We start from the raw sequence: 22213 nt of genomic DNA, 5'->3' as shown, positions 1-22213 counted from the left end.
CAGCCAGCAGCGCGGGGACACGAACGAAAGGTTCGCGCTATAAAAAAAGCGCCGGGTAGCCCGGCGCTTCTACAGTTTCACGGTCATTCCGACAAAATTTTGCGGATGGTCGGGGCATTTCTCAGGCCGCCGAGGCTTTGGCTCCCACGGCATTGCCGGCCAGCACGGCTTCGGCCTGGGCAATGTGGCGCTGCATGTGCACCACCAGGAATTCGAGCTGGTCGGTGAGGCGCAGCAAAATCAACGGAAATAAAGCGTTGGGAATGCGGATGGTGTTGGCATTAACCTGCCGGGCCAGCAGCGTGAGGCGCAGCAGCTCATCGACCTGCCGACTGAAAACCTCGGTAACGGTGCGCGGCAGGCGGGTGCCCGTGGGCGCATAGCGCTGGGGCGAATTGTAGGTTTTGACGCTCGATGGCGTGCGCATGGCGTCGATAAATTTCTTACCCAGATAGCCCTGTTTGGCCACGGCAGCCGGCCTCGAGCCCCGCTCCTGGGCGCGCTTGATGCGGGCCGCGATGCTGGGTAAGTAGTAGCCGCCCACAATGTTGAGGTGTTCCAGGCACTGGCCGGCGCTCCAGCGGCTGGGGCCGGGGCGGCGGTTCAGCTCTTCGGCGCTCAGGGGCCGAAAACGCTGCTGCGCCTTCACCCGTAGCACCAGCAGGTCATTGGTTAGCTGGTCAAAGAAATCGGAGGTGGCACGAACGGCAACGGGCATAAAAGCAGAGGCTAACGAGTCGTAAACATACAATTTAGCAGCGGATTCCGAATACTTTACGGTGGATTTCCGCCCCGCCAAGCTCAGCATTTGGTTTCGGGCTGGTATCTTGGCTGCATGGTAAAACAATGTTTTTGGTATTGTAGTGCGCTGGTTGCGCTGGCATTTGCGTTAACCCCGCAAGCTCAGGCCCAGGCGGTGCCCAACGCCGGCGAACGGGTCGAGAGTCTGGTCACCTTCGGTGCGCAGTCAGACAAGATGTGGGGCGACGATGATTTCACCCAAACCTTCTTCTTCCTAGTTCCCTCAACGCAGCGCGCCCCGGTCTACATCCGCGTATTCGACCCCGACTGCGGCGGCAAAAACGACGACCTGAAAGGCGCTGCCAATACCACCACGTCGTTCAGCCTCTACGGCGGCCCGGGCACTTTCAGCGGCCCGCAGGCCCGCGACCCGCGCCCCACCAATCCCGTGCCCACCGGCCGCCTGCTCAAAAGCCAGACCTTCGGCAATGAGCCGCAGTACAATGGCAAATGGTACACCTTCGGCCCGCTGAACCCGCTGGAGGGCGAGCAGGTAAATGAATTTAAAGGCCGCGTTTTCAAGTTCGTAGCCCGGGGCCTCACCGGCAACGACGGCAACCTGTACCGCTACTTTTTCAGCACCAGCCCCACGGCCAACGTGTCGGTGGAGGGCGGCAACGCCTTCACTTACGAGTATTGCTTACGGCTGCCGGCCACGGCCACCAAAACCACCGTGCACCTCTACCCTTTCGTGAACGACAAGGTGGTGAGCATCAAGCAAAGCAACTTCGACGCCGATAATGCGGCCACGCTCAACGTGTTCAGCATTGCTAAAAACGGCCAGCCCGGCACCATGAGCGGCGACGGGGAGTGGACCAGCAGCGTGTTTCCGGTATCGCCCAAAGAGCACGGCCTCAGCCTCGATTTCCGCCTCACATCCACCAAGCCCGCGCCCAACGACATGGTGTTCTACGTGACCGACCAGTACGAAAAGGCCATGCCGTTCTTCGCCATTCCGCTGGGCGGCCCGCCGCGCTACCAGTACGACATCAACGTGAAAGTGCACCGGTAAGGTGAGCAGTGAAATGGTGAGGTGGTGAGTTTGATGTTCCGGATGCACTGCTTGCACCGTCCGAACATCAAGCTCACCATTTCACTGCTCACCTATTCGTCGGCTGCGCCATCGCGGCCGGCGTTGCGGCGCGGCGCACCGTGGTCGGCGCTGTCGTCCTCGCTGTTCCGGTTCTCCTGGCGGGCAGCGAAGCCGTAGTTTTGGGCCTTGTCTTCGGCGCGCTGGTCGCCCTGGGCGGGCGAGCCCATAGTACTACCGGCTTTGCTGTCGTCGTAGGCATCGTTATATGAGCCGCCGCGTGAGCCGATGCCCTGCCCTACATCGCCCTTGTTAGCGCCGGCCGCCGTGTAGCCGTTGCGCTCATCGCCGGTGTTGTTATTGGGCAGGCTGTTGGGCTGTTCGCGGTTTCGGTCGCCGTAGCCCTGGCCGCGCTGGTTGGCCATTTCGGGCTGATTGGTGGAGTAGGCTTCCGGGTCGTGGCGGCCCTGGCTGTCGGTGCCGCTTTGGGCGGGCATGTAGTCCTCGGTCTGGTTGCGGTGGTCTACTTCGGGCGCTGCGCCATTGCGCTGGTCAGTAGCGTTGCTTGGGTTGAGCGAGGTATGGCCGTAGTCGGCCGAGTAGCCACTGCCGGGGCCTTTGGTCGAGCCGTTGTCGTTTTCGTGGGGATTGGCGCTGGTAGGCGTTTGGCCGGTGGCGGTACCGGCCTCAAAACCATATTCGGTGCGGCTGTCGAGGCGCTCGTCGCGGCCGTCGTAGCTGCGGTAGGAATTGTCCTGCTTACCGGGGCGGCCGGAGCCGCCGTAGTAGTTGTCCTCGGCGGTATTGTTGGGCTCGTAATCGGCCAGCCGGTTCTGGTTGCCAAAGCCGCCGTGGGTGGTGCCGCCCAGGTCCTGGGCACCAAACTCGCCCCGGTTGGGGTCGCTGTCCTGGTTTTCGCGGCGGTCCTGGTCTTGGTAGCTGTCCTGGGTGCCGTTGCCGAAATTGCCGCCGTAGGAGCCTTCGGGCACCAGGTCGGCGGGGTTGGCTTCTTTATTTTCCTGGGGCTGGGCGTCGGCGTCCACGGCTCCGGCGGCCATGCTGGTTTCGGCGGCGGCCAGCGCTTCGCTCGATACCAGCGCGGCAGCGGCGGGGCTGGTGGGCGGGCCGCCGGGCGGGCCCACGCCTTCGCCGGGCCGGGTGTGCTTGGTGGCCGTATTGCCCACCGGCCCGTCGATGCGGTTGCCGGCGATGTCGTTGGGCTCGGTGTTCAGGTTTTCTTCGGCGTTGGTCATGGTGGTGGGCTGATAAGTGGAGAGGTGGAGGGCATTAGCCAAAGGCTGCTTCCCTATACGCACGGCCGAACCCGTTGTTTTCGGCGCGGGTCGGGCGCGGGCATCGGCACGATTTTCGGTGGTGCCATTTTACCTTTGTCCGGGAACGGCCCGCCGCGCTTCGGTTTTTTGGCCCTTGGCCGGCCAGGTGCAGCGCATCAAAACCCGATTCATTTTACCCTTACCCCACGCTTATGCTTACCGGCACCGTTAAGTTTTACGACGACACCAAAGGCTTCGGCTTCATCATTGCCGACGATAATGAGGAAGAAATCTTCGTCCACCAAACCGGCCTCATCCACGAAATCCAGGAAGGCGACCGGGTACAGTTCAACATCAAAGCCGGCAAGAAAGGCCCCAACGCCGTGGACGTAACCCGGGTATAATAATCAATACCGCGCTGTTTGCGTCACAGAAAAAGGCCGGCCCCGCATTGTGTGAGGCCGGCCTTTTGGCATTGCAGCCATTTCCAATCCATTTACTTTTTCTCCGCATGCCGGGCCACCCGCACGCCCACAGCCATGAGGCCGGGCAGCTGGTCCTGGCGCATGTACTGCTCCAGAGTGAGGGTGTAGCTGCCGGGTTTGGCGAAGTGCTGGTTGGGCAGCGCCAGGGCCTGCAGGTCGTAGATATCGCCGGTGCCGCTGCCTTTGGGTTCGCCGGTTTTGGGGTCCATCAGCAGGATTTGGTGCAGCAGCGGCGGGCCCGCCGGGCCGGCGGGCCCGGTGAGCGTGTGCTTCATGTACAGGTTGTAAAACCCATACGCTGAAGCATAGCGCACGTTGAAAAACACGTCGTAGCGCGCCGTCGTGTCCTCAATAGTAAAGGTGAAGGCGGGCTTCTGCTGCACGTCCCACGAGTACTTCGGGAAGTCCGTATTCTGCTCAAAAACCCGGTTGGGGTCGCAGGCCGTGAGCAGGCTCAGGAGCCCACCCACTACCACCAACTTCCATGCAAAATACTGATTCATAATAGCAATTGGTATCCAAAAACAAACCGGCGTTGATTACGAGCCGGCCGGGGCCGAGTCGGACGCGGCACCGCCTTCGCCGGCCGGGCCACGGCCGCTGCGCCGGTTGCGGCCGCCCCGGCCTTCGCGGCGCTCGCCGCCTTCTGCGCGGCGCTCGCCACCCTCGCGGCGCGGGCGCGGCTCACCCGTGCCTTCGGCGGCGGGGCGGGGCGGGGCACCGGCGGTAGAATCGGCGCGGCGGGGGCTGTCGGGGCGACGGGTGCGGGGGCCTTCGGGGCGCGGCTCGCCGGCTTCGCCCTCGGGGCGGGGCGCGTCGGTCCGGTTGCGGCCGCCGCGGCGGTTGCTGGGGCGGGCGGCGGCACCACGGCGGCCGCGCTGCTCGGCCGTATCGCCCAGGGCAGGCACCGGGTTGTCGGCATCGCCGGGGCCGGGACTGGTCATCTGCTCGGGCGGGCGGGGGCCGGCGGGGGCGGCACCGGCGGGGCGGCGGCCGTCGCGAGGGGGCCGGCCTTCGCGAGGCTCGCGGGCCTCGCGACCTTCGCGGGGCTCGGTGCCGGGTTCCTGGGCGGCGCGGGGCTCCCGCTCGGGGCGGGGCGCACGGGGCTCGCGCAGCTCCCGGCCTTCGCGGGGGAGGCGGGCTTCGGCGGTTTCGCCTTCTTTCTCGCCTTTGCCTTTCTTGCGCTTGGTGCGCTTGGCGCTCGATTTTATTTTGTCGTCGAGGCGGTCGAGCGAGCCTTCCACAATGGCCGACACTTCGGGCTCGGGGGCTTCTTCGCGGGGGGGCAGCAGGCTTTCGATAACCTCGCCGCGCTTATTCATTTCCAGCAGCTCTTTCACCCGGGCCGTGTCCAGCATCACCCAGTTGTTGTCGCCCTTAAAGGCAAACCACATGCGGCGGCGGAAGATGTCGGTTTTCTGCAAAAAGGCTTCGCCCTTATTAGTTTTGAGGGGGCGCTGAACCTGCGGGATGTCCTTCAGGGCATCGAGGTAAGCGTCCAGCTCGTAGTTGAGGCAGCACTTGAGGCGGCCGCACTGGCCGGCTAGTTTCTGGGGGTTCAGGCTGAGGTTCTGGTAGCGGGCGGCGGTGGTGCTCACGGTTTTGAAGTCGGTGAGCCAGGTCGAGCAGCACAGCTCGCGCCCACAAATGCCAAGGCCGCCGATACGGCCGGCTTCCTGCCGCAGCGAAATCTGGCGCATCTCGACGCGCACCCGGAACTCGTCGGCCAGGCGGCGGATGAGCTCGCGGAAATCGACCCGGTCCTCGGCCGAATAATAGAAGAGGGCGCGGGTACGGTCGGCCTGGTATTCCACGTCGCTCAGCTTCATGCGCAGGCGCAATTCGCTCACCATGGCGCGGGCCCGGAACATGGTACCGGTTTCGAGGTCGCGCACGGCCTGCCACCGCTCCTCGTCGTCGGGGGTGGCAACGCGCAGGATATTGCGGATTTCCTTGGAGTCGGTGGGCACCTTCTTCTTGCGCATTTGCAGGCGCACCAGCTCGCCCTTGAGCGAGACGTGGCCAAGGTGCCAGCCCGAGCCGGCGGCATCCACCACCACGGCGTCGCCGGTCACGAGGGGCAGGCGTAAGTCGTTTCGCATAAACTCCTTACGCCCGCCCTTGAAGCGCACTTCCACCAGGTCGAAGCCGGCGAAGGAATCGGGGATTTCCACGTCCTGCAGCCAGTCGAAGACGTTCATTCGAGTGCAGCCGCCGGAGCTACAGCCCCCCTTCGAGCCGCAGCCCCCTACTTTGGTGGTGCCGCAGCCCCCACCGGTTGAACATGATGCACAAGCCACAAGTCAGACAATTATATAGTTGGGCGAAAAGCTGGTTTTCGCGAAAATTCGGTTCCTAGCAAAGATACACAAATAGCACAGGGCGCTTCCGATGGGCTCGCGGCGGGGTTTGGTCCACCCCCTACCCCCCAACGGCCAGCCCGGATACCGGCTGCAGTGCCCCAATTCATACATATAACTATTACAATAGTTTATTATACTGACACTTACAAGATTTTGTCATTTTTTGCAATGTAAATCAGCAAAAACTCATTCAGATTCCAAAAAAAGGCATTTTGATTAAACCATTTTCAAAATACGAATGAATGAGTGCTCTTATTTGTAATTACAGCCCTATACATTCGCTCATTCTTCACCAAATCATCATCCCAAAAACCATTATGAAAAGTTTCAGACTTCTCCCACTGCTGGCGCTGGCTGGCGCGACTCTATCCCTCTCGTCGTGCAGCAAAAAAGAAGAAGTCGCCGCAGCTCCTTCGGCTGTTTCGCAGGATGCCATGGCTCAGATTAAAGCCTTGGGATTCAGCACACAGGATGTAAAAAAAGTTGACGACGGCTACGTTGTGGAAGGCGATATACTGCTGACCCCGGAGCTGCTGGCCAGCGCCCCCGGCTACTCCACCCTCCGCGTGGGCCAGGACGAGCAGTACCGCACCACCAATCTGGTGGGCAGCCTGCCGCGCGTGCTCACCGTGAGCATCAGCAGCTCGTTTAACTCGGCCTACGTGACAGCCATTGATGAGGCCATCCGGCGCTACAACGCGGCCAGCCTGCGAGTAACGTTCCGACGCATCACCTCGGGCACGGCCGACCTGCCCGTTAAGTATTCGTCGAACCTGGGCACGGGCGTACTGGGCCAGTCGGGCGGCTTCCCCAGCGGTGGCAATCCCGCACCGGGCTTCACCCTGGTACCCAACGTAATCAACAGCTCGAACACTAACTACATTGCGACCATCATGGCGCACGAGATGGGCCACTGCATCGGCATGCGCCACACCGACTACTACAACCGCGCCTACAGCTGCGGTGGCAGTGCCTCCAACGAAGGCGCCAGCACGGTGGGAGCCATTCTCATCCCCGGTACGCCTTCGGCGGCCGAGCCGAACTCCTGGATGCTGGCCTGCGTGGGCAACGGCGTGAACCGCCCCTTCACCGCCAACGACCTGACGGCACTGAACTACATCTATTAACTCCGGTTAGAATGTTCAAACAAAATGCCCCGGCTCTTACGAGCCGGGGCATTTTGTTTGAACATTCTTCTGTAGCCGCATTTTGCTGGCAGCTAACAAACTGTTCGCACTGTCATCCTGAGCGCAGCGAAGGAACTTGTCACGCTCGCATCGCCCGAAGTACTGCATGCGATGCGGTCGTAGCAAGGTTCTTCGCTATGCTCTGCATGACAAACTTTTAAGAATCCACAGTCAAGCAGCCACTTAGAATTCATCCAAATAGGCGCTTACTGTATCACCACCCGAACGACCTGTCGTGCCTGCCCTTCCGCCTGCACGCGCAGCAGGTACACGCCGGGGCGCAGGCCGCTGGTATCAAGCTCGTTTATTCGGCCATCCACGGTGGTTTCCCGCTGGAAGCGGCCCAGCATATCAGAGAGCTGCACGATGACTACGCCGGTAGTATTGGCCACCAGCTGCAGGGGCTGGCCAGCGGTTACCGGGTTGGGATAAACCTGGGTGAGGCCGGCCCGCAGCAGGAAGGCTTCTTCGGTATTGCTGTAGAATTGCTGGCCGGCTGCGTTGTCGAGCCGCACGCGGTAGAGGTAGCGGCCGGCGGCCAGCGGCTGGTCGGCGAATGCCAGCATGGTGCTGGTGACCGGGCTGATGGTCTGCACGGCTTCATAGGTGCCGTCGGGCCGCTGGCGCTCCAGGGTGGCCGATTTCAGGTGATACACCGTGCCCAGCGTCGCATCGAAACGAATGGTCTCATCGACCAGCTGCCGGGGCAGAAACGAGCGGAAATAGCACGCCGTGCCCTGCGTGGTGTAATTAATGGTAAGGCCTGGCTGACCCACGCGCCCGCTCATCACCGGAGCCACGGCGTAGTAAAGACCCGATAATTGAGCCCGGCCCAGTACCAAAGAGGTATCGGCCGTTTGCGCCAGGGGCTCGAGGTAGGCGTGGCCCAGCTGGTACACCTGGTAGCGGGCCACGCCTGGAATGCGCCGCCATTGCAGCAGGGCTTCATCGGGGCAGGCATAGCCAACCTGCACCTCGGGGAGGCGCACAACGGTAAACGTATCGGATACAAACTCGCTGCCGCCACTCACCAGCCGCAGTTGGGCCAGCGTGGCGGTATCGGGCACGGCCAAAGTGATGCGGCGGTCGGCCAGCGGCACGGCCGCATTCAGCACGCGCCAGCCGGAGCCGCCCACGGGGCGATAGTCGAGGCGGGCGGTGGCGGCGGGCGGGCCACTCCACTGCCACCGCAGATTGGCGGTGGTGCCGGGGCGTAGGTTATCGGGGCGCGCGGGATAGGTCCAGGTGAGGCCGGGCGCGTTGATTTCGTAGGCGACACTGAATGCCTCCGAACCCTGTGGCACGGCATAGCCCCGCACGTGCAGCTCGTAGGTACCGGCGGCGGGCAGCGTGAGGGTTATCTGCTCGGCGTTGTTGAGGTGGTCGGGCCGGCGGCGGGCGGGGCGGGCCAGCGAGTCGGCATGAGGGTAGGCGCTCAGGACCCAGGGCAGCCAGCGCTGGCCCGTGCTCACGGCCACCAGCTCCAGGTCGAGGTCGTTGACCAGGGCCGTGGCGGCGTTGGCGTTGGCGGCAGGGTCGCTCCAGACCAGTGTAGCCTTCAACTGCTGCTGGCCGGCCGGCACCGTGATTCGGAAGACCTGGTCGGCCCCCTGACTGGCACTGCCGCCGAAAAAGCGGCCGGCGCGCATAGTGCCCACGGCCCCCAGCGCATCGGCCTGCCCGAAACCGCTGAGGTAGTCGACTTCGGGCGTGCCGAGGTCATCGGCGCTGTTCAGGAGCACGGCTTTGACGAGGGCGGCGGGTGGCAGGGTGCCGGCGTGCTGGTCGCGGTACTGCTGCTGCAGCAGAATACTGACACCCGACACCAGCGCGGCCGCTTCCGAGGAGCCGCCTTCGCCGTAGGCCACCAGCTCGGGCTTGATGCGGCCGTCATAAGCCGGGCCGCGCGAGCTGAGGGCGGCCACCTGCCCGCCGGGGGCGGTAGCGCCCACGGTCAGGGTATTTTTCGACATCTTGAACTGCCCGCTGATGTTGGCGAACCGGGCGATGCCCTGATAAGTACCGCTGGGACTGGCCGCCGACCCTACATTGCCCGACGAGAATACGTGCAGCAGCTGCGGCAGCAGCTGCGTCTGCTGGTCGTAGGCCTGCGATTCGAGGCCGTAATAATTCTCGATGCCCACGCCGTAGGAGTGGTTTTGTACCGACACGCCGGCCTGGGTGAGCTGAGCAGCATCGTCGGGCAGCAGGCGGGCGAAATCGGAAGTAGCTAACCGCACGGCGCGGGCCGCGCCCCAGCCCAGCGGGTCGGAGTTGCCGGCCCCGCCCAGCAGCGTGGCCATGGCCGTAGCATGGTCAGAATATGGCTTGGCAAATGCGCCGAGGGCCACCACGCGGCCCTTCAGGTCAATATCGTCGGGGTCGAAGGGCAGTTCCTTCACCGAAGCCGTGAGGCCCTGGCCGGTCAGGTCGGGAAAGCGGGCATGCACCGCCGAAATGGTGTTTACCGACAAGTCGGAATTGCCCAGGTACCGCTCCTCGTGGGCGCGGCGGTCGGCCACGTCCACGAATTCTACGCCCGGCGCGGCCACCAGCTGGGTTGGCGTGAGGCCAGTGATGGTAAGCGTGCGGGCGTCGTTCCCTACCTGCGCTACCCGCGCAGCCGGAAGGTGCTGCCGCGCCCACTGCCGAAACGCCGGGCCATCGGCCACGCGGATGCGCAACGGGCGGGGCTGTTGCGCGGCGGGGACGGCCTGCAGCCCGGGAGCCAGCTTGCCCAACGTGGCGCGCGCGCCGGGCGTTTGGGCCAGTAGCAGCTGCGGCAGCAGTCCCAGCAGCAGCGCCCAACCACTACGTCCCAGATTTTTTGAACCAGATACCACTTCACGCCGGGCTCGCGTCATATACTTCGCAATTTGGAATGGATAATCCACGCCGGGGCGGGCCTCGCCAAAGATAAAGCAATCTGTTTTATTGATGTTGAGCAGAATTCGACCCATAAAAAAGGAGCCCACGAACGCAGGCTCCTTTTTTGTGGGTCAATTAATGGCAGCGCTTACTCGCCCGGCTTCAGCACCACTTTCACGCAGCCGTCCTTTTTGTGACGGAAGATGTCGTAGCCGTGCGGGGCCTGCGAGAGCGGCAGGCGGTGGGTAATGATGTCGTCGAGCTTCACGTCGCCGTTGGAAACGTACTGCATCAGCTTGTCGATATGCTTGTGGGCGGGCGCCTGACCGGCCTGGATAATAATGCCTTTATCGAAAATCTGGCCCAACGGGAAGTTATCGAACGGCGTGGCATACACCCCCAGGATGGACACGAACCCGCCCCGACGCACGGCGCTGATGCAGGCCAGCACCACCTTGTCGGAGCCTTTTTCGAGATTGATAACCGACTTTGCGCGGTCACCTATGCTACGGTCAGGCTCGAAGCCCACGGCATCCACGCACACATCGGCTCCGTAGCCTTTGCTTTTGCTTTTGCTTCTGATTTCGTCGACCACTTGCTTGTGGCTTTCCCAAAGGATGCCCTCCGCATTGGCCGATTTTTTGGCCATATCGAGGCGGTACTGCTGGGTATCGACGATGATAACGCGGCTGGCCCCGCGCAGCCAGGTGCTTTTAGCGACCATAATACCCACGGGACCAGCGCCAAAAATGGCCACTATCTCGCCCCCCTTCACCCCTGCCCAGTCGATGCCGGAATAACCCGTTGGGAAAATATCGGTAAGAAAAAGTGCCTGTTCGTCGGTCAGGTTGTCGGGCACTATGCGGGGGCCGTTGTTAGCGTAGGGCACGCGCACGTATTCGGCCTGGCCGCCATCGTAGCCGCCGTAGAGGTCGGTGTAGCCAAAAAGGGCACCGCCCTTTTCAGTCATCAGGCCGCCTTCGGGGCCGTAATGGTCGGAATTGGAGTTTTCGCAGTGGCCGGGCAGGTCGTGGTTGCAGAACAGGCAATGGCCGCAGGCCACGGGGAAGGGCACCACCACGCGGTCACCCCGCTTGAGATTGGTCACGCCCTTGCCCACTTCCTCCACAATGCCCATGAACTCGTGGCCCAGCGTCTGGGGCGTAGGCTGCGGCAGGCTGCCGTTGTCAATGTGCAGGTCAGACCCGCAAATGGCCGTGCTGGTAACGCGAATAATGGCATCGCGGCTTTCGTGGATTTTGGGGTCGTCCACGGTATCAACGCGGACATCACGCATGCCGTGAATTCGGAGAGCTTTCATAAGGAGGCCATTAGAAGTGAGAGAGCGTAAACTCCCTGACTAACGGCCTCTTTTTCAGGCGGGTTACTACGGTTCGGCTCGGCTGGCCAATAGCATCAACCTTATGGCGGCCCCTTACATCTGATACACCGCTACTCCCGCCGCCGTGAAAATATACGCGTACGTTCCGCCCACCAGCACTTGCCGCACCGCGCCGGGGTCGGTACCAGCGGGCAGGGCCACGCGCCGCTCGGTCAGGTTATAAAGGTGGAAGAAGTGGATGGCCCCGGCTTCGAGAAAGTACAGCTCATCGCCCCGGAAGCCCACTGTGCTCAGCCCCGGAAAGGGCAGCTTTTTCTTATAGTTACCGAGGTTGTCGAATACATACACGCCCGTGCTGCGGTCCACGAGGTAGGTATTGTTCTGGTACTGACGAATGAAGCGGAAATCGGGCCGCGAGCGGCCAATAATAAGGTCCAGCGGGGTGCTTTGCACCGCGCGTAGGGTATTGGGGTCGAATTCGCGCAGGGTGAGCGTGCTTTCATCGAGCAGCCAGATGAAATTATCGGGGGCCAGCGTGGCCACGCGCACCGTGCCATCGAGCACATCGCCCAGCCGCACCTCGCTGATGAGGGACAGGAACCGGTCGAGCAGCACCAGCTGCTGCCGGTCGTCGTTGAATACGAGCGTACTGGTCACATTCCAGGCTTCAACCTGAGCCACGTGGCCGGGCTGGGCGGGCGCGTAGGTATTCAGGGGCAAGCCCTCGGGGCCGTACTGGCGCAGGTTGTTATCGGCATCGGCCACGTAGAGCGCACCCCGCCGGTCGAGCGAAGCCGCGCCCGGGTTGGGCAGCCGGATGAGGCGCAGTAGTTTCCAGGCGGCCACGGTGGGCGCGGCCGTCGCATCTACCGGCGGCTGCGGAACCGACTGCACGGGCGCCACGATTTGCATGGCGGCCGGCGCGGCCGAGGCGGCAGAAGGCACGGTGGTTTGGGCATGGGCAGCGGCGGTGAGCAGGAGAAAAAGGAGAAACGCTCCCGCTGGCGCGCGTCTGCGACGCGTGCCGGTTGGGTTCGAGCCTGCGGCTCGGTCCATAGTTGCGTCTGCAAACGCATTCAATGCCCGAGCCGCAGGCTCGAACCCAGTGGGCAGCGCGTCACAGACGCGCGCCAGCCAGCGCCCGGCGCTACTGCTCAAAATGCCGCAAGGCCAGCTCGTTGCCATCATACACGCCGTAGCTGCAATAATTGACCCATTCGCCCAGGTTCACGTAGCGGCTGCCGGGGGCTACTTCCACATCCAGCGGCAGGTGGCGGTGGCCGAAAATGTAGTAGTCGTGGTGCATGCGCGTTTCCAGCGCGCGGCAGTATTGCAGCAGCCACTCCTCATCGCCGAAATACACGGCATCGTCCTTGCCAGCCTGCATCCGGCTGCGGCGGCTCCACTTATTGGCCATGCCGATGCCGAAATTGGGGTGCAGCCGGGCAAAGAGCCACTGCGCCACGCCCGAGGTGAATACCTGCTTCAGCGCTTTGTAGCTGTAATCCTTCGGTCCCAGCCCGTCGCCGTGGCCAATATGAAACAGCTTATCCCCAATCCGTTGCGAAACTTCCTGCCGCAGCACCGGAATGCCCATTTCCTGGGTAAAGTAGCCGAACATCCACATGTCATGGTTGCCGGTGAAGATGGTGATGGGCAGGCCGCCATCCGTGAGCTCGGCCAGCTTGCCCTGCAAGCGGCTGAACCCGCGCGGAATGGCGTGCTTGTACTCAAACCAGAAGTCGAACAAGTCGCCCAGCAGGTAGATAGCCGCCGCATCCTTCGCCACCACATCCAGCCAGCGCACAATGCGCTTCTCCCGCTCCAGCGAAGCCGCCGCGTTGGGCGCGCCGAGGTGGAAATCGGAAGCGAAGTACACCCGTTTGCCGGGCGGCAGGATAATATCAGAAAGTAAATGGGGTGACTTCATTCAGGAAACAAGTAATCTAAACCGTCATTAAACGTCATGTCGAGCGCAGCCGAGAAATCTCGCGTGAATTAAGTAATCAAAACTGCTCAACGATGCGAGCGAGATGTCTCGGCTGCGCTCGACATGACGTTCTACTTCTATATCTCACCCTCTTCCTCAAGCAAAAACAGCGCAATACGGCGCGGGCCATGCGCGCCCAGCACCAGCGTTTTTTCAATATCGGCCGTGCGGCTGGGGCCGCTGGTGAGCGAAACCATGGAGGGCGGGGCCGCGCCGTAGCGCTCCTGTATTACGCGCAACGCATCGCCGATTTCGGCCACTACCTGGCTGGGGCGGGCCAGCACCAGGTGCTGGTCGGGGTAGATGCTCAGCCGCCGGCCGCTGGCCGTAGCGGCCGACACCAGCACGCTGCCGGTACGGGCTACCAGTGCCTCGCACGAAGTAAGGCTCAGGTCGGCATTGGCCACGAAACCGGCTTCGTCAGCACGAAAATTTACGCCGGCGACCTGCAGTACAGCCTGCAAATCAGGCTCCCACACGTAGGGCGCGCCCACCTGCTGCCGCTCCCGGTAAGCTGCCAGCTGCGTGGCCAGCTCGGCTAGGTCTTCGCAATAGTAAAACTCACCGCCAACCTGCTGGAACCGCTCCGCGAATGCCACCACCACGTCGGCGTTGCTGAGGGGCGGGTGCACGGGGGTGGCAAAATCGGGCCGGGGCGGCAGCGGCGCGGGGCCGGCTGCCAGCCCCTGGCGGATTCGGACTAAAACGGCATCGCGGGAAGATTCGGACATGACGCAAAAGTAATAACATAAAAAAAGCCAGCCCCATAAGAGGCTGGCTTTCCAATTGGACCGTAAGCTTCAGTTTATGGCACTGTGTTACTAGCCAGCTACGGCGCTGCCACTGGCGCCGGGGGCTTCATTGCTGGTGTTGCCATCAAGGCCGGGCAGGTTCAGGTCGGGCAGGTCGCTGCTGATGGTGCCACCGGCAGCCAGCTCGCCGCGTACTTCGCTAGCCGTTTCGCTGCGGTCGGTGCCGGCCATGTGGGCCTGGTAGTTGGTCTGGGTATCGAAGGGGCGCGGGCCCACGAGGCGGGTCAGGTCTTCCTGTTGCAGCACTTCTTTCTCCAGCAACTCCTTGGCTACCACTTCCAGCTCGTGACGGCGCTCGGTGAGGAGCTCCTTGGTACGAACGTAAGCACTTTCGATGATGGTCCGCACTTCCTCGTCAATCATCTGCGAGGTAGCTTCCGAATAAGGTTTCGAGAAGCCATACTCGCTCTGCCCCTTCGAGTCGTAAAACGACACGTTGCCGAGCTTGGCGTTCATGCCGTACATCGTCACGATGGAGTAAGCCATCTTGGTGATGCGTTCCAGGTCGCTCAGCGCACCGGTCGAGATTTTACCAAACACCAGCTGCTCGGCGGCGCGGCCACCCAGGGCCATGCACATCTCATCAATCAGCTGCTCGGTATTGTAAAGAAACTGCTCCTTGGGCAGGTACTGGGCGTAGCCCAGCGCCGCCACGCCACGGGGCACAATGCTCACTTTCACCAACGGGTCCACATGCTCCAAGAACCAGCCCGCAATGGCGTGGCCGGCCTCGTGGTAGGCCACGATGCGCTTCTCGCCGGGCGAGATGATTTTGTTCTTCTTCTCCAGGCCGCCAATCACGCGGTCGATAGCATCGGTGAAGTCCTGGTCGGTGATGAATTTCTTGTCGCGGCGGGCGGCGATAAGGGCCGCCTCGTTGCAGACGTTGGCAATTTCAGCGCCAGCAAAGCCCGGGGTTTGGGCCGAGAGGCGGCGGGCATCCACGTCGGGGCCCAGCGTCAGCGGCTTGAGGTGCACCTGGAAAATCTGGGTGCGGCCGTTGATATCGGGCTTGTCGATGCTGATTTGCCGGTCGAAGCGGCCGGGACGCAGCAGGGCCGAGTCCAAGGTATCGGGCCGGTTGGTGGCAGCCAGGATGATAACGCCGGAGTCGGTACCGAAACCGTCCATTTCCACCAGCAGCGAGTTCAGGGTATTTTCGCGCTCGTCGTTGCCGCCGGGCATCGAGCCCTTGCTGCGCGAACGGCCCACGGCATCAATCTCATCAATAAAGACGATGCAGGGCGCTTTGGCTTTGGCCTGCTTGAACAGGTCACGAACCCGGGCCGCGCCCACGCCCACAAACATCTCCACGAAGTCGGAACCCGAGAGCGAGAAGAACGGCACGTCGGCCTCGCCGGCTACGGCTTTGGCCAGCAGGGTTTTGCCGGTACCGGGAGGGCCTACTAGCAGCGCGCCCTTCGGAATCTTACCGCCGAGGATGGTGAACTTGCTGGGGTTCTTGAGGAACTCCACAATTTCCTGCACTTCCTCCTTGGCTTCTTCGAGGCCGGCCACGTCTTTGAAGGTGATTTTCACCTTATCGCCACCTTCAAACAAGGCGGCTTTGCTTTTGCCGATGCTGAAAATCTGGCCACCGGGGCCGCCGGCGCTGCCCATGCGGCGCATCAGGAACCAGAAGCCGACAATCATCAGAACGATGAAGCCGTAGGTACCGATGTAGTCACCGGGGCTCGACCGCTCCTCAATGTTGAGGGGCAGACGCTGGGCCGAGGGCACGTCTTTCTGCAAAGCATCCAGGTTTTCCTGAAACAGCTTGGCATCTACCACCGGGAAGTAGAACTGCGAGCCCACCCCCTCGCCCCCGAAGGGCGAGCGGCGCGTGAGCTCCTGCTTGTATTTGGCGCGGGCCGCTTCCTTAAGCGTCACCTCCACCATTTTCTGGTTGCTGATGATGGTTACTGCCTGCACATCGCCGGCCGCCAGCATGCTCTCGAAGCGCTGCTGGTTGATTTTGGCGGGCGAGTTGAGGTTGTTCACCCACATCACCCCGAACAAAAACACCAGCAGGCCCGCCAGCACCCACAGCTGCAAGCCCGGCCGCGGGTTGGGCACCGGGGCGGTGGGCTTCTTCTTCTTATTATTCAGATTTTTATCCGACATGAAAATAGCTACTTAAAACCGATTATAGGTAGAAGTAAAACACCGCGTCGAAAATAAATGTTCGACAGAAAGGAAGACGGAGAGGGAGCGGTTTTATTTTACTTCGTGTAGTAAAAAGAACGTCATGCAGCGCGCGGCGAAGCATCTTTGCCGCAGCAGTAATTCCTTTTAATTGAATTGCGTTGCGCGGTAAAGATGCTTCGCCGCGCGCTGCATGACGTTCTTCTTCGGCCCTTTCAGACCAACCGCCTTACGCCGGCTCCGATTCGATGTAGCTGATGTTGGCATCGCCCCACAGCTCTTCGAGCGCGTAGAACTTGCGGCGGTCGCGCAGGAAAACATGCACCACCACATCGACATAGTCGAGCAGCACCCACTCGCGATTGGTGCGGCCTTCGGTTTGCCAGGGGCTTTCGCCGGTTACTTTTTCGACTTCTTCTTCCACCGAGCGGGCCACGGCTTCGAGCTGCGTATCGGAGTTTGCCGAGCAGATGATGAAATAATCGGCAACGGCATTTTTTAATTCCTTCAAATTCAGCACCACGATGTCGGCTGCCTTCTTATCCTGCATGCCGCGAACGACCAAATCTGCCAATGTGTCTGAATCCTGACGGACCAACGTGCTTTTCATATTGTCTTATTAGGTGTGAGCTTTACAGCCGAAAGTCTACGAAGTTAACGATACGCGAAAGAAGGCCGTGGTTGTCACTCCAAAAACCCTGTTCACGGGCCAGCAATTAGTTTGGCTGCCGACCTGCCCCTCGACTAATTCGGAGGCTCAAACTTTGATAGTCCAAAATCGGGCCAGTGAGGGCTGTACCGTCATAACGGACTTTCAGACCGCCGGCCGGGGCCAGCGCGGCAACCAGTGGGTGGCCGCCCCCGCCGAAAACCTAATGCTTTCGGTGGTATGGCAGCCCACGTTTCTGGCCGCCACCGAGCAGTTCCGCCTCAGCCAGGCCGTGGCGTTGGGCGTGCACGACTGGGCCGTGGCCCTGCTCGGCCCCGACCCCAAACTGAAGCTGAAGTGGCCCAACGACCTGTATTATGGCAGCCAAAAACTGGGCGGCATTCTGATTGAGAACAGCCTGAGCGGCTCAAAAATTCAATATAGCATCATTGGTATTGGATTGAATATCAATCAGCAAGCTTTTGAGCTGCACACGGCTACTTCCTTTTCCCTGCTTACCGGCCGGGCCTACCCGCGCGAGGCGCTGGCCGCCCGCCTGCTGGAGTGCCTGGAGCGGCGCTACCTGCAGCTGCGGGCCGGGCAGGTGGGCACCCTGCGGCGCGACTACCTGCAGGCGCTGTACCGCTACCAGGAAACTCATCCGTTCATTATCGACGGGCAAACGGTAAGCGGCCAGATTGTCGGGGTGGAAGAGGATGGCCGGCTGGCCGTGGCCATTGGCAACGAGCTGCGGCGGTTTGGCCTGCAGGAAATTCGGCACACCTAGCAACCCTGGAGCTGTTAGGTTCTCGCGTCGTCCTACCCGGGGGCATCACCCCCCGGCCCCTTCTCCGAAAAGGAGAAGGGGAGCTATAACGGTCTGCTCTAAAAGTAGTTCTGGAGCTCGTTGAACGCACCTCTTCTCCTTTTCGGAGAAGGGGCCGGGGGATGAGGCGCACGCGGAGGGCGACGACGCTAGAATTTAACGGCACACCTGGCAACCCTGGCAGCCTTTTAGGCATCCAGGGTTTGTGATTTATTCCAGGATAATAATTCTGACAGGTAATGGCCGTCGCCCGTCAGCCACGTTCTGCTTGCGGCCGGCATTCAACTTTTGGGTGTTTTGTCAGTCTATCAAACCGAAACGCTTCGGCTAGCGTTGATTGGGTGGCCAGCAGGGCAACCCGGCACGGTGCTTGTCCTTGTGGCAGAGTCCTTATTTTTCTCCTCTTCTTCTTTTTGCATTTGTGATGAAACTCTTTACTCGTTTGGCAGTACCCATGATTGCGCTGCTGCTCTCGGTCGCTTCTGCTTTCGCAGCCACCATTACGGTGCAGGTGGGCGACAACTTTTACCGGGGGCCGGATGGCACCACCACCATTCGCATGGCGCCCACCGACGTGCTGGTTTTTCAAAACATCGGCTCGAACACCCACCCAACGGCTGCGGCTCAGTGGGTCACGTTCACCATCAACCCAGCCACGCCCACCAAAACCTTTCCGGCGGCAACCTTCACGGCGGGCACCTATCCGTTTTTTTGCACCGTTCACTCCGGCATGGTGGGCACCCTCATCGTGAGCACTGTCACGGCCACAATCGACCCCAACCTGGCCGCCGCGCTGAGCGTGTATCCGAACCCCAGCCGTGGCCAGGTTACGGTGCAGCTCAGCCAGAAAGCCGGCCAGAGCTACCAGCTGCGCCTGAGCAACATCATCGGCCAGGAGGTACGCACCGTAGCCCTTAAACCAGAGCTGACCGCCACCGGCATGGCGCTCGACCTGAGCGAGCTGCGCACCGGCGTGTACTTCTACAGCCTGCTGGTGGATGGCAAAGTGGCCAGCACCAAACGCCTCGTGCTGCAGAACTGAGCCGGCTGCTGATTTGCAACCAGCCGCGAGGAACCAGCAACGAGCCGTCAGAAACCCGAAACACAAAAAGCAGCCCCGAGCTGCTTTTTGTGTTTCTAGCCCGAATTGGTTTCGTGCAAGCATCAGTGCAACGGTGCATTGCCTACTTTTGCCTTTTCACCGATTTGCTCGTTGCTTCTTCCGGTAGTGTGCGGCTTGCACATTTGCCGGTGTCTTGTGTCCCATTCGTTTCTATGCGCTCCTTTAAAAGCCTGAACAACCTCGTCGGCTGGCTCGTGTTTGCCATTGCCTTCGCTACCTACCTGCTCACCCTGGAGCCTACCGCTTCGTTCTGGGACTGCGGCGAGTTCATTGCCTGTTCCTACAAGCTGCTGGTGCCGCACCCTCCGGGGGCCCCCACGTTCCTGCTGCTGGGCCGCCTGTTCTCGCTGTTTTCATTTGGCGACGTGACCAAGGTGGCCGTGCTCATCAACGCCCTATCGGGCCTGAGCAGCGCCTTTACCGTCCTGTTTCTGTTCTGGATTATCACCCGCATGGCCCGCAAAATGGTGCTGCGCGATGCCACGGGCAACAGCGGCCTGGCGGCCGAAGCCATTGAGCCCAGCGGCTACCAAAGCCTGCTCATTCTGAGCGCGGGCGTGGTGGGCGCACTGGCCTTTGCCTTCTCCGATTCCTTCTGGTTCAATGCCGTGGAGGGCGAAGTTTACGCCATGTCGGCGCTGTGCACGGCAGCCGTGGTCTGGATTATGCTGAAGTGGGAGGCGCACTCCAACGAAGCCGATTCGGATAAGTGGCTCATTCTGATTGCCTACGTTATCGGCCTCAGCATCGGGGTTCACTTGCTGAACCTACTCACGCTGCCCGCCCTGGGCTTCATTTACTACTACCGCCGCACTGCTAATCCTTCGCTGAAGGGCGGCATCATCGTGATGGTGGTGAGCATGATTATCGTGGGGTCCATCCTGGTGGGCATCATTCCGGGCCTGCCCACGCTGGCCGGCAACTTCGAGGTGTTCTTCATCAACACCGTGGGTTTGCCCTTCAACTCGGGCCTGTTCATCTTCCTGATTGTGTTTATCGGGCTGATTTGGTTTGGCTTCCGCCTCTCTTTCCAGCGCCGCAGCCAGTTGCTGAACACGGCCATGCTGTGCTTCACGTTCATCCTGATTGGCTATTCGAGCTACCTGATTGTGCCGATTCGCAGCTCCTTTCAGCCCACCATCAACGAAAACGACCCCGAGGATGTGCTCTCCTTCGTGAGCTACCTCAAGCGCGAGCAGTACGGCTCGCGGCCCCTGCTCTACGGCCCGCAGTTCAACGCCCAGCCGGTAGACTACGCCGAGGGTGCCCCCCGCTACGCCCGCGACCCCAAGACCAATACCTACAAGGAGATTATGCCGCGCCAGCAGGAGCCGGTGTACCGCGACGAGGACAAGATGCTGCTGCCCCGCATCTACAGCTACGAGCCCGACCAGATTGCCAACTATAAGAAGTGGGTGGATATTCAGGACGGCGTGAAGCCCACCATGGGCCAGAACCTGGGCTTCCTGCTGCGCTACCAGATGGGCCACATGTTCTGGCGCTACTTCATGTGGAACTTCGTGGGGCGCGAGTCCGACGTGCAGCAGGCGGGCGTGGTTACGCCCTTCAGCCCCAGCGCGAAGGCGCTGCCCCCCCGCATCGGCGAGAGCCCGGCGCACAACAACTTTCTGGCCCTGCCGCTCATTCTGGGCCTCATCGGCCTGTGGTTCCAGAGCCGACGCAACAGCAAAGACGCCTGGGTGACCGGCCTGCTGTTTCTGATGACCGGCCTGGCCATTGTCATTTACCTCAACCAGCCGCCGCGCGAGCCGCGTGAGCGTGACTACACCTTCACCGGGGCCACCTTCGCCTTCGCCATCTGGATAGGCCTGGGCGTGCTGGGACTGGCCGAATTATTCGGCAAAGTGGTGAAGGCCGACGGCCTGCGGGCCGGCCTGGCCCTGGCCGTGGGCCTGCTGATTCCGGGCATCATGGCCGCGCAGGGCTGGGACGACCACGACCGCTCCGACCGCTACAACTCGGTGGACTCGGCCAAGAACCTGCTGAATAGCTGCGCTCCGAACGCCATCCTGTTCACCAACGGCGACAACGACACCTTCCCGCTCTGGTACGCCCAGGAGGTGGAAGGCGTGCGGACCGACGTGCGCGTGGCCGTGCTGAGCTACCTGAACACCGACTGGTACATTGCCCAGATGAAGCGCCGCTCCTACCTCTCGCAGCCCTTCCCCATCTCGATGCCGGCGGCAGCCTACGCCCAGGGCACCAACGACATGCTGCCCTTCGCCGCCAACCCGGCCGTGCCCAGCGTGAACCTCAAGGAATTTATTGAGCTGGTGAAGAGCAACAACCCGCTGCTGCAGGTGCAGTACCAGGAAAACGGCCCGATGATGATGAGCTTCCCGACGCCTAATTTCTTCCTGCCCATTGATACCGTGGCCGTGAAGAAGCTCGGCATCATCCCCAAAGGCCGCGAAAACCAGCTCGTGAGCAAGATGGAGTGGAGCATGGGCAAGCGCGCCATCGAGAAGAAAAACCTGGTGATTCTGGACATGATTGCCACCAATAACTGGAAGCGGCCCATCTACTTCAGCAGCACCGTAGCCCCGAGCGACTACATGAACCTGCAGCCCTACTTCCAGCTCGAAGGCATGGCTTACCGCCTGCTGCCCCTGAAGGACCCGAACTACGACCCCCGCTCCGGCGACGAAGGCTACGTGGAGAAAGACCTCACCTACCAGCGCCTGCTGAAGGATTTCAGCTACCGCGGCCTACAGAACCCGAAGATTTTCTACGACGAGAACAACCTGCGCTTCCCGGCCAACTACCGCGACAAGTTCGCCCGCCTGGCCAACGCCTACCTGGCGTCCAACAACGTGGCCAAGGCCAAGGAAGTGGCCGATAAAGCCTTGGAGCTGATGCCCGACGCCGCCATTCCCTACGACTACTACTCGCCCCAGCTGGTGCCCGCCCTGGTGGCAGGCGGCGAGAAAGCCAAAGCCGACCAGATTCTCGACACCATGACCCAGCGCTCGGAGCAGATGCTGGCCTACTACGCCACCAAAGCTGATGGCAGCCTGTTTGAGGACGACCAGCGCGGCTACCTCCTGGGCCTGCAAAGCGTGTACCGCGCGGCCGAAATGGCCGGCGACAAGCCCCGCAGCGAAAAAGCCCTGGGCCTGATGAACCAGTACTACCCGCGGTAAGCGGTGAGATGGTGACTGAGTAAATGAATAAAGGCCGGTCCGCAATGTGCGGGCCGGCCTTTTTAGTAGCGCGAACTTTTAGTTCGCGTCCCCAAACATCAATCGTTGCAACGGCACGGGGACGCGAACTAAAAGTTCGCGCTACGGCCGAAAC

17 protein-coding genes are annotated in these 22213 nt (G+C 61.5%); 6 read left to right on the top strand and 11 right to left on the bottom strand.

Translation table 11 applies throughout. The features are described from left to right. Positions 1 to 121: 121 nt before the first annotated feature. Positions 122 to 718 carry a DinB family protein gene (locus KQ659_RS02380; RefSeq protein ID WP_216678959.1) on the bottom strand — a complete coding sequence of 199 codons (597 nt, stop codon included), beginning with the start codon at positions 716 to 718 and terminating at the stop codon, positions 122 to 124. A 198-nt stretch (positions 719 to 916) separates the two neighbouring features. On the opposite strand from KQ659_RS02380, the gene KQ659_RS02375 reads away from it, so the two are divergent. After that, on the top strand, positions 917 to 1813 hold the full coding sequence (locus tag KQ659_RS02375; RefSeq protein WP_216690350.1) for a hypothetical protein: 897 nt from the start codon (positions 917 to 919) through the stop codon (positions 1811 to 1813). Positions 1814 to 1905: 92 nt separating this feature from the next. Here KQ659_RS02375 and KQ659_RS02370 read toward each other — a convergent pair whose 3' ends face one another. After that, complete coding sequence (locus KQ659_RS02370) at positions 1906 to 3126, bottom strand: hypothetical protein (protein WP_216690351.1); 1221 nt, start codon at positions 3124 to 3126, stop codon at positions 1906 to 1908. A 191-nt stretch (positions 3127 to 3317) separates the two neighbouring features. On the opposite strand from KQ659_RS02370, the gene KQ659_RS02365 reads away from it, so the two are divergent. Next, positions 3318 to 3509 (top strand): cold-shock protein, encoded by a 192-nt coding sequence (locus KQ659_RS02365; RefSeq protein WP_216678962.1) that lies wholly within the window; start codon positions 3318 to 3320, stop codon positions 3507 to 3509. 92 nt (positions 3510 to 3601) lie between these two features. Here KQ659_RS02365 and KQ659_RS02360 read toward each other — a convergent pair whose 3' ends face one another. Continuing rightward, positions 3602 to 4093, bottom strand: coding sequence for a gliding motility lipoprotein GldH (locus KQ659_RS02360; protein WP_216678963.1), 492 nt, complete (start codon positions 4091 to 4093; stop codon positions 3602 to 3604). Positions 4094 to 4129: 36 nt separating this feature from the next. Next, the gene (ricT, locus tag KQ659_RS02355) at positions 4130 to 5791 is read right to left on the bottom strand and encodes a regulatory iron-sulfur-containing complex subunit RicT (protein ID WP_226915676.1); all 1662 of its coding nucleotides are present in this window, start codon (positions 5789 to 5791) and stop codon (positions 4130 to 4132) included. Between the two features lie 479 nt (positions 5792 to 6270). Between ricT and KQ659_RS02350 the strand changes: the two genes are divergently transcribed. Next, positions 6271 to 7080, top strand: a complete 810-nt coding sequence (locus tag KQ659_RS02350) for a M57 family metalloprotease (protein ID WP_216678965.1) — start codon at positions 6271 to 6273, stop codon at positions 7078 to 7080. 266 nt (positions 7081 to 7346) lie between these two features. Here KQ659_RS02350 and KQ659_RS02345 read toward each other — a convergent pair whose 3' ends face one another. The 7 genes from KQ659_RS02345 to rsfS form a co-directional block, all read right to left on the bottom strand. After that, positions 7347 to 10100: a S8 family peptidase gene (locus tag KQ659_RS02345; RefSeq protein WP_216690352.1), complete on the bottom strand. Its 2754-nt coding sequence runs from the start codon at positions 10098 to 10100 to the stop codon at positions 7347 to 7349. 56 nt (positions 10101 to 10156) lie between these two features. Then, entirely contained in the window at positions 10157 to 11329 is a 1173-nt protein-coding gene (locus tag KQ659_RS02340) for a zinc-dependent alcohol dehydrogenase (RefSeq protein ID WP_216690353.1), read from the bottom strand. A 114-nt stretch (positions 11330 to 11443) separates the two neighbouring features. Continuing rightward, a complete protein-coding gene (locus tag KQ659_RS02335) occupies positions 11444 to 12295 on the bottom strand; it encodes a hypothetical protein (RefSeq protein ID WP_216690354.1) in 852 nt (283 codons plus the stop codon). A 202-nt stretch (positions 12296 to 12497) separates the two neighbouring features. Beyond that, positions 12498 to 13280, bottom strand: coding sequence for a UDP-2,3-diacylglucosamine diphosphatase (locus tag KQ659_RS02330; protein ID WP_216685435.1), 783 nt, complete (start codon positions 13278 to 13280; stop codon positions 12498 to 12500). A gap of 137 nt (positions 13281 to 13417) precedes the next feature. Further along, positions 13418 to 14071 carry a LutC/YkgG family protein gene (locus tag KQ659_RS02325; RefSeq protein WP_216678970.1) on the bottom strand — a complete coding sequence of 218 codons (654 nt, stop codon included), beginning with the start codon at positions 14069 to 14071 and terminating at the stop codon, positions 13418 to 13420. Between the two features lie 90 nt (positions 14072 to 14161). After that, entirely contained in the window at positions 14162 to 16276 is a 2115-nt protein-coding gene (ftsH, locus tag KQ659_RS02320; protein WP_216678971.1) for an ATP-dependent zinc metalloprotease FtsH, read from the bottom strand. A gap of 250 nt (positions 16277 to 16526) precedes the next feature. Then, entirely contained in the window at positions 16527 to 16907 is a 381-nt protein-coding gene (gene rsfS, locus KQ659_RS02315; RefSeq protein WP_216678972.1) for a ribosome silencing factor, read from the bottom strand. A 67-nt stretch (positions 16908 to 16974) separates the two neighbouring features. On the opposite strand from rsfS, the gene KQ659_RS02310 reads away from it, so the two are divergent. The 3 genes from KQ659_RS02310 (at position 16975) to KQ659_RS02300 (ending at position 22059) form a co-directional block, all read left to right on the top strand. Beyond that, positions 16975 to 17733 carry a biotin--[acetyl-CoA-carboxylase] ligase gene (locus KQ659_RS02310; RefSeq protein ID WP_216678973.1) on the top strand — a complete coding sequence of 253 codons (759 nt, stop codon included), beginning with the start codon at positions 16975 to 16977 and terminating at the stop codon, positions 17731 to 17733. Between the two features lie 463 nt (positions 17734 to 18196). Next, positions 18197 to 18814, top strand: a complete 618-nt coding sequence (locus tag KQ659_RS02305) for a T9SS type A sorting domain-containing protein (protein ID WP_216678974.1) — start codon at positions 18197 to 18199, stop codon at positions 18812 to 18814. 233 nt (positions 18815 to 19047) lie between these two features. Then, a complete protein-coding gene (locus KQ659_RS02300) occupies positions 19048 to 22059 on the top strand; it encodes a protein O-mannosyl-transferase family (RefSeq protein WP_216678975.1) in 3012 nt (1003 codons plus the stop codon). Positions 22060 to 22213 lie beyond the last annotated feature (154 nt).

It is taken from the genome of Hymenobacter siberiensis (assembly GCF_018967865.2).
GTDB lineage: Bacteria > Bacteroidota > Bacteroidia > Cytophagales > Hymenobacteraceae > Hymenobacter > Hymenobacter siberiensis.
The sequence above is the reverse complement of the archived record's forward strand: the minus strand, read 5'-3'. Positions and strand labels throughout refer to the sequence as shown.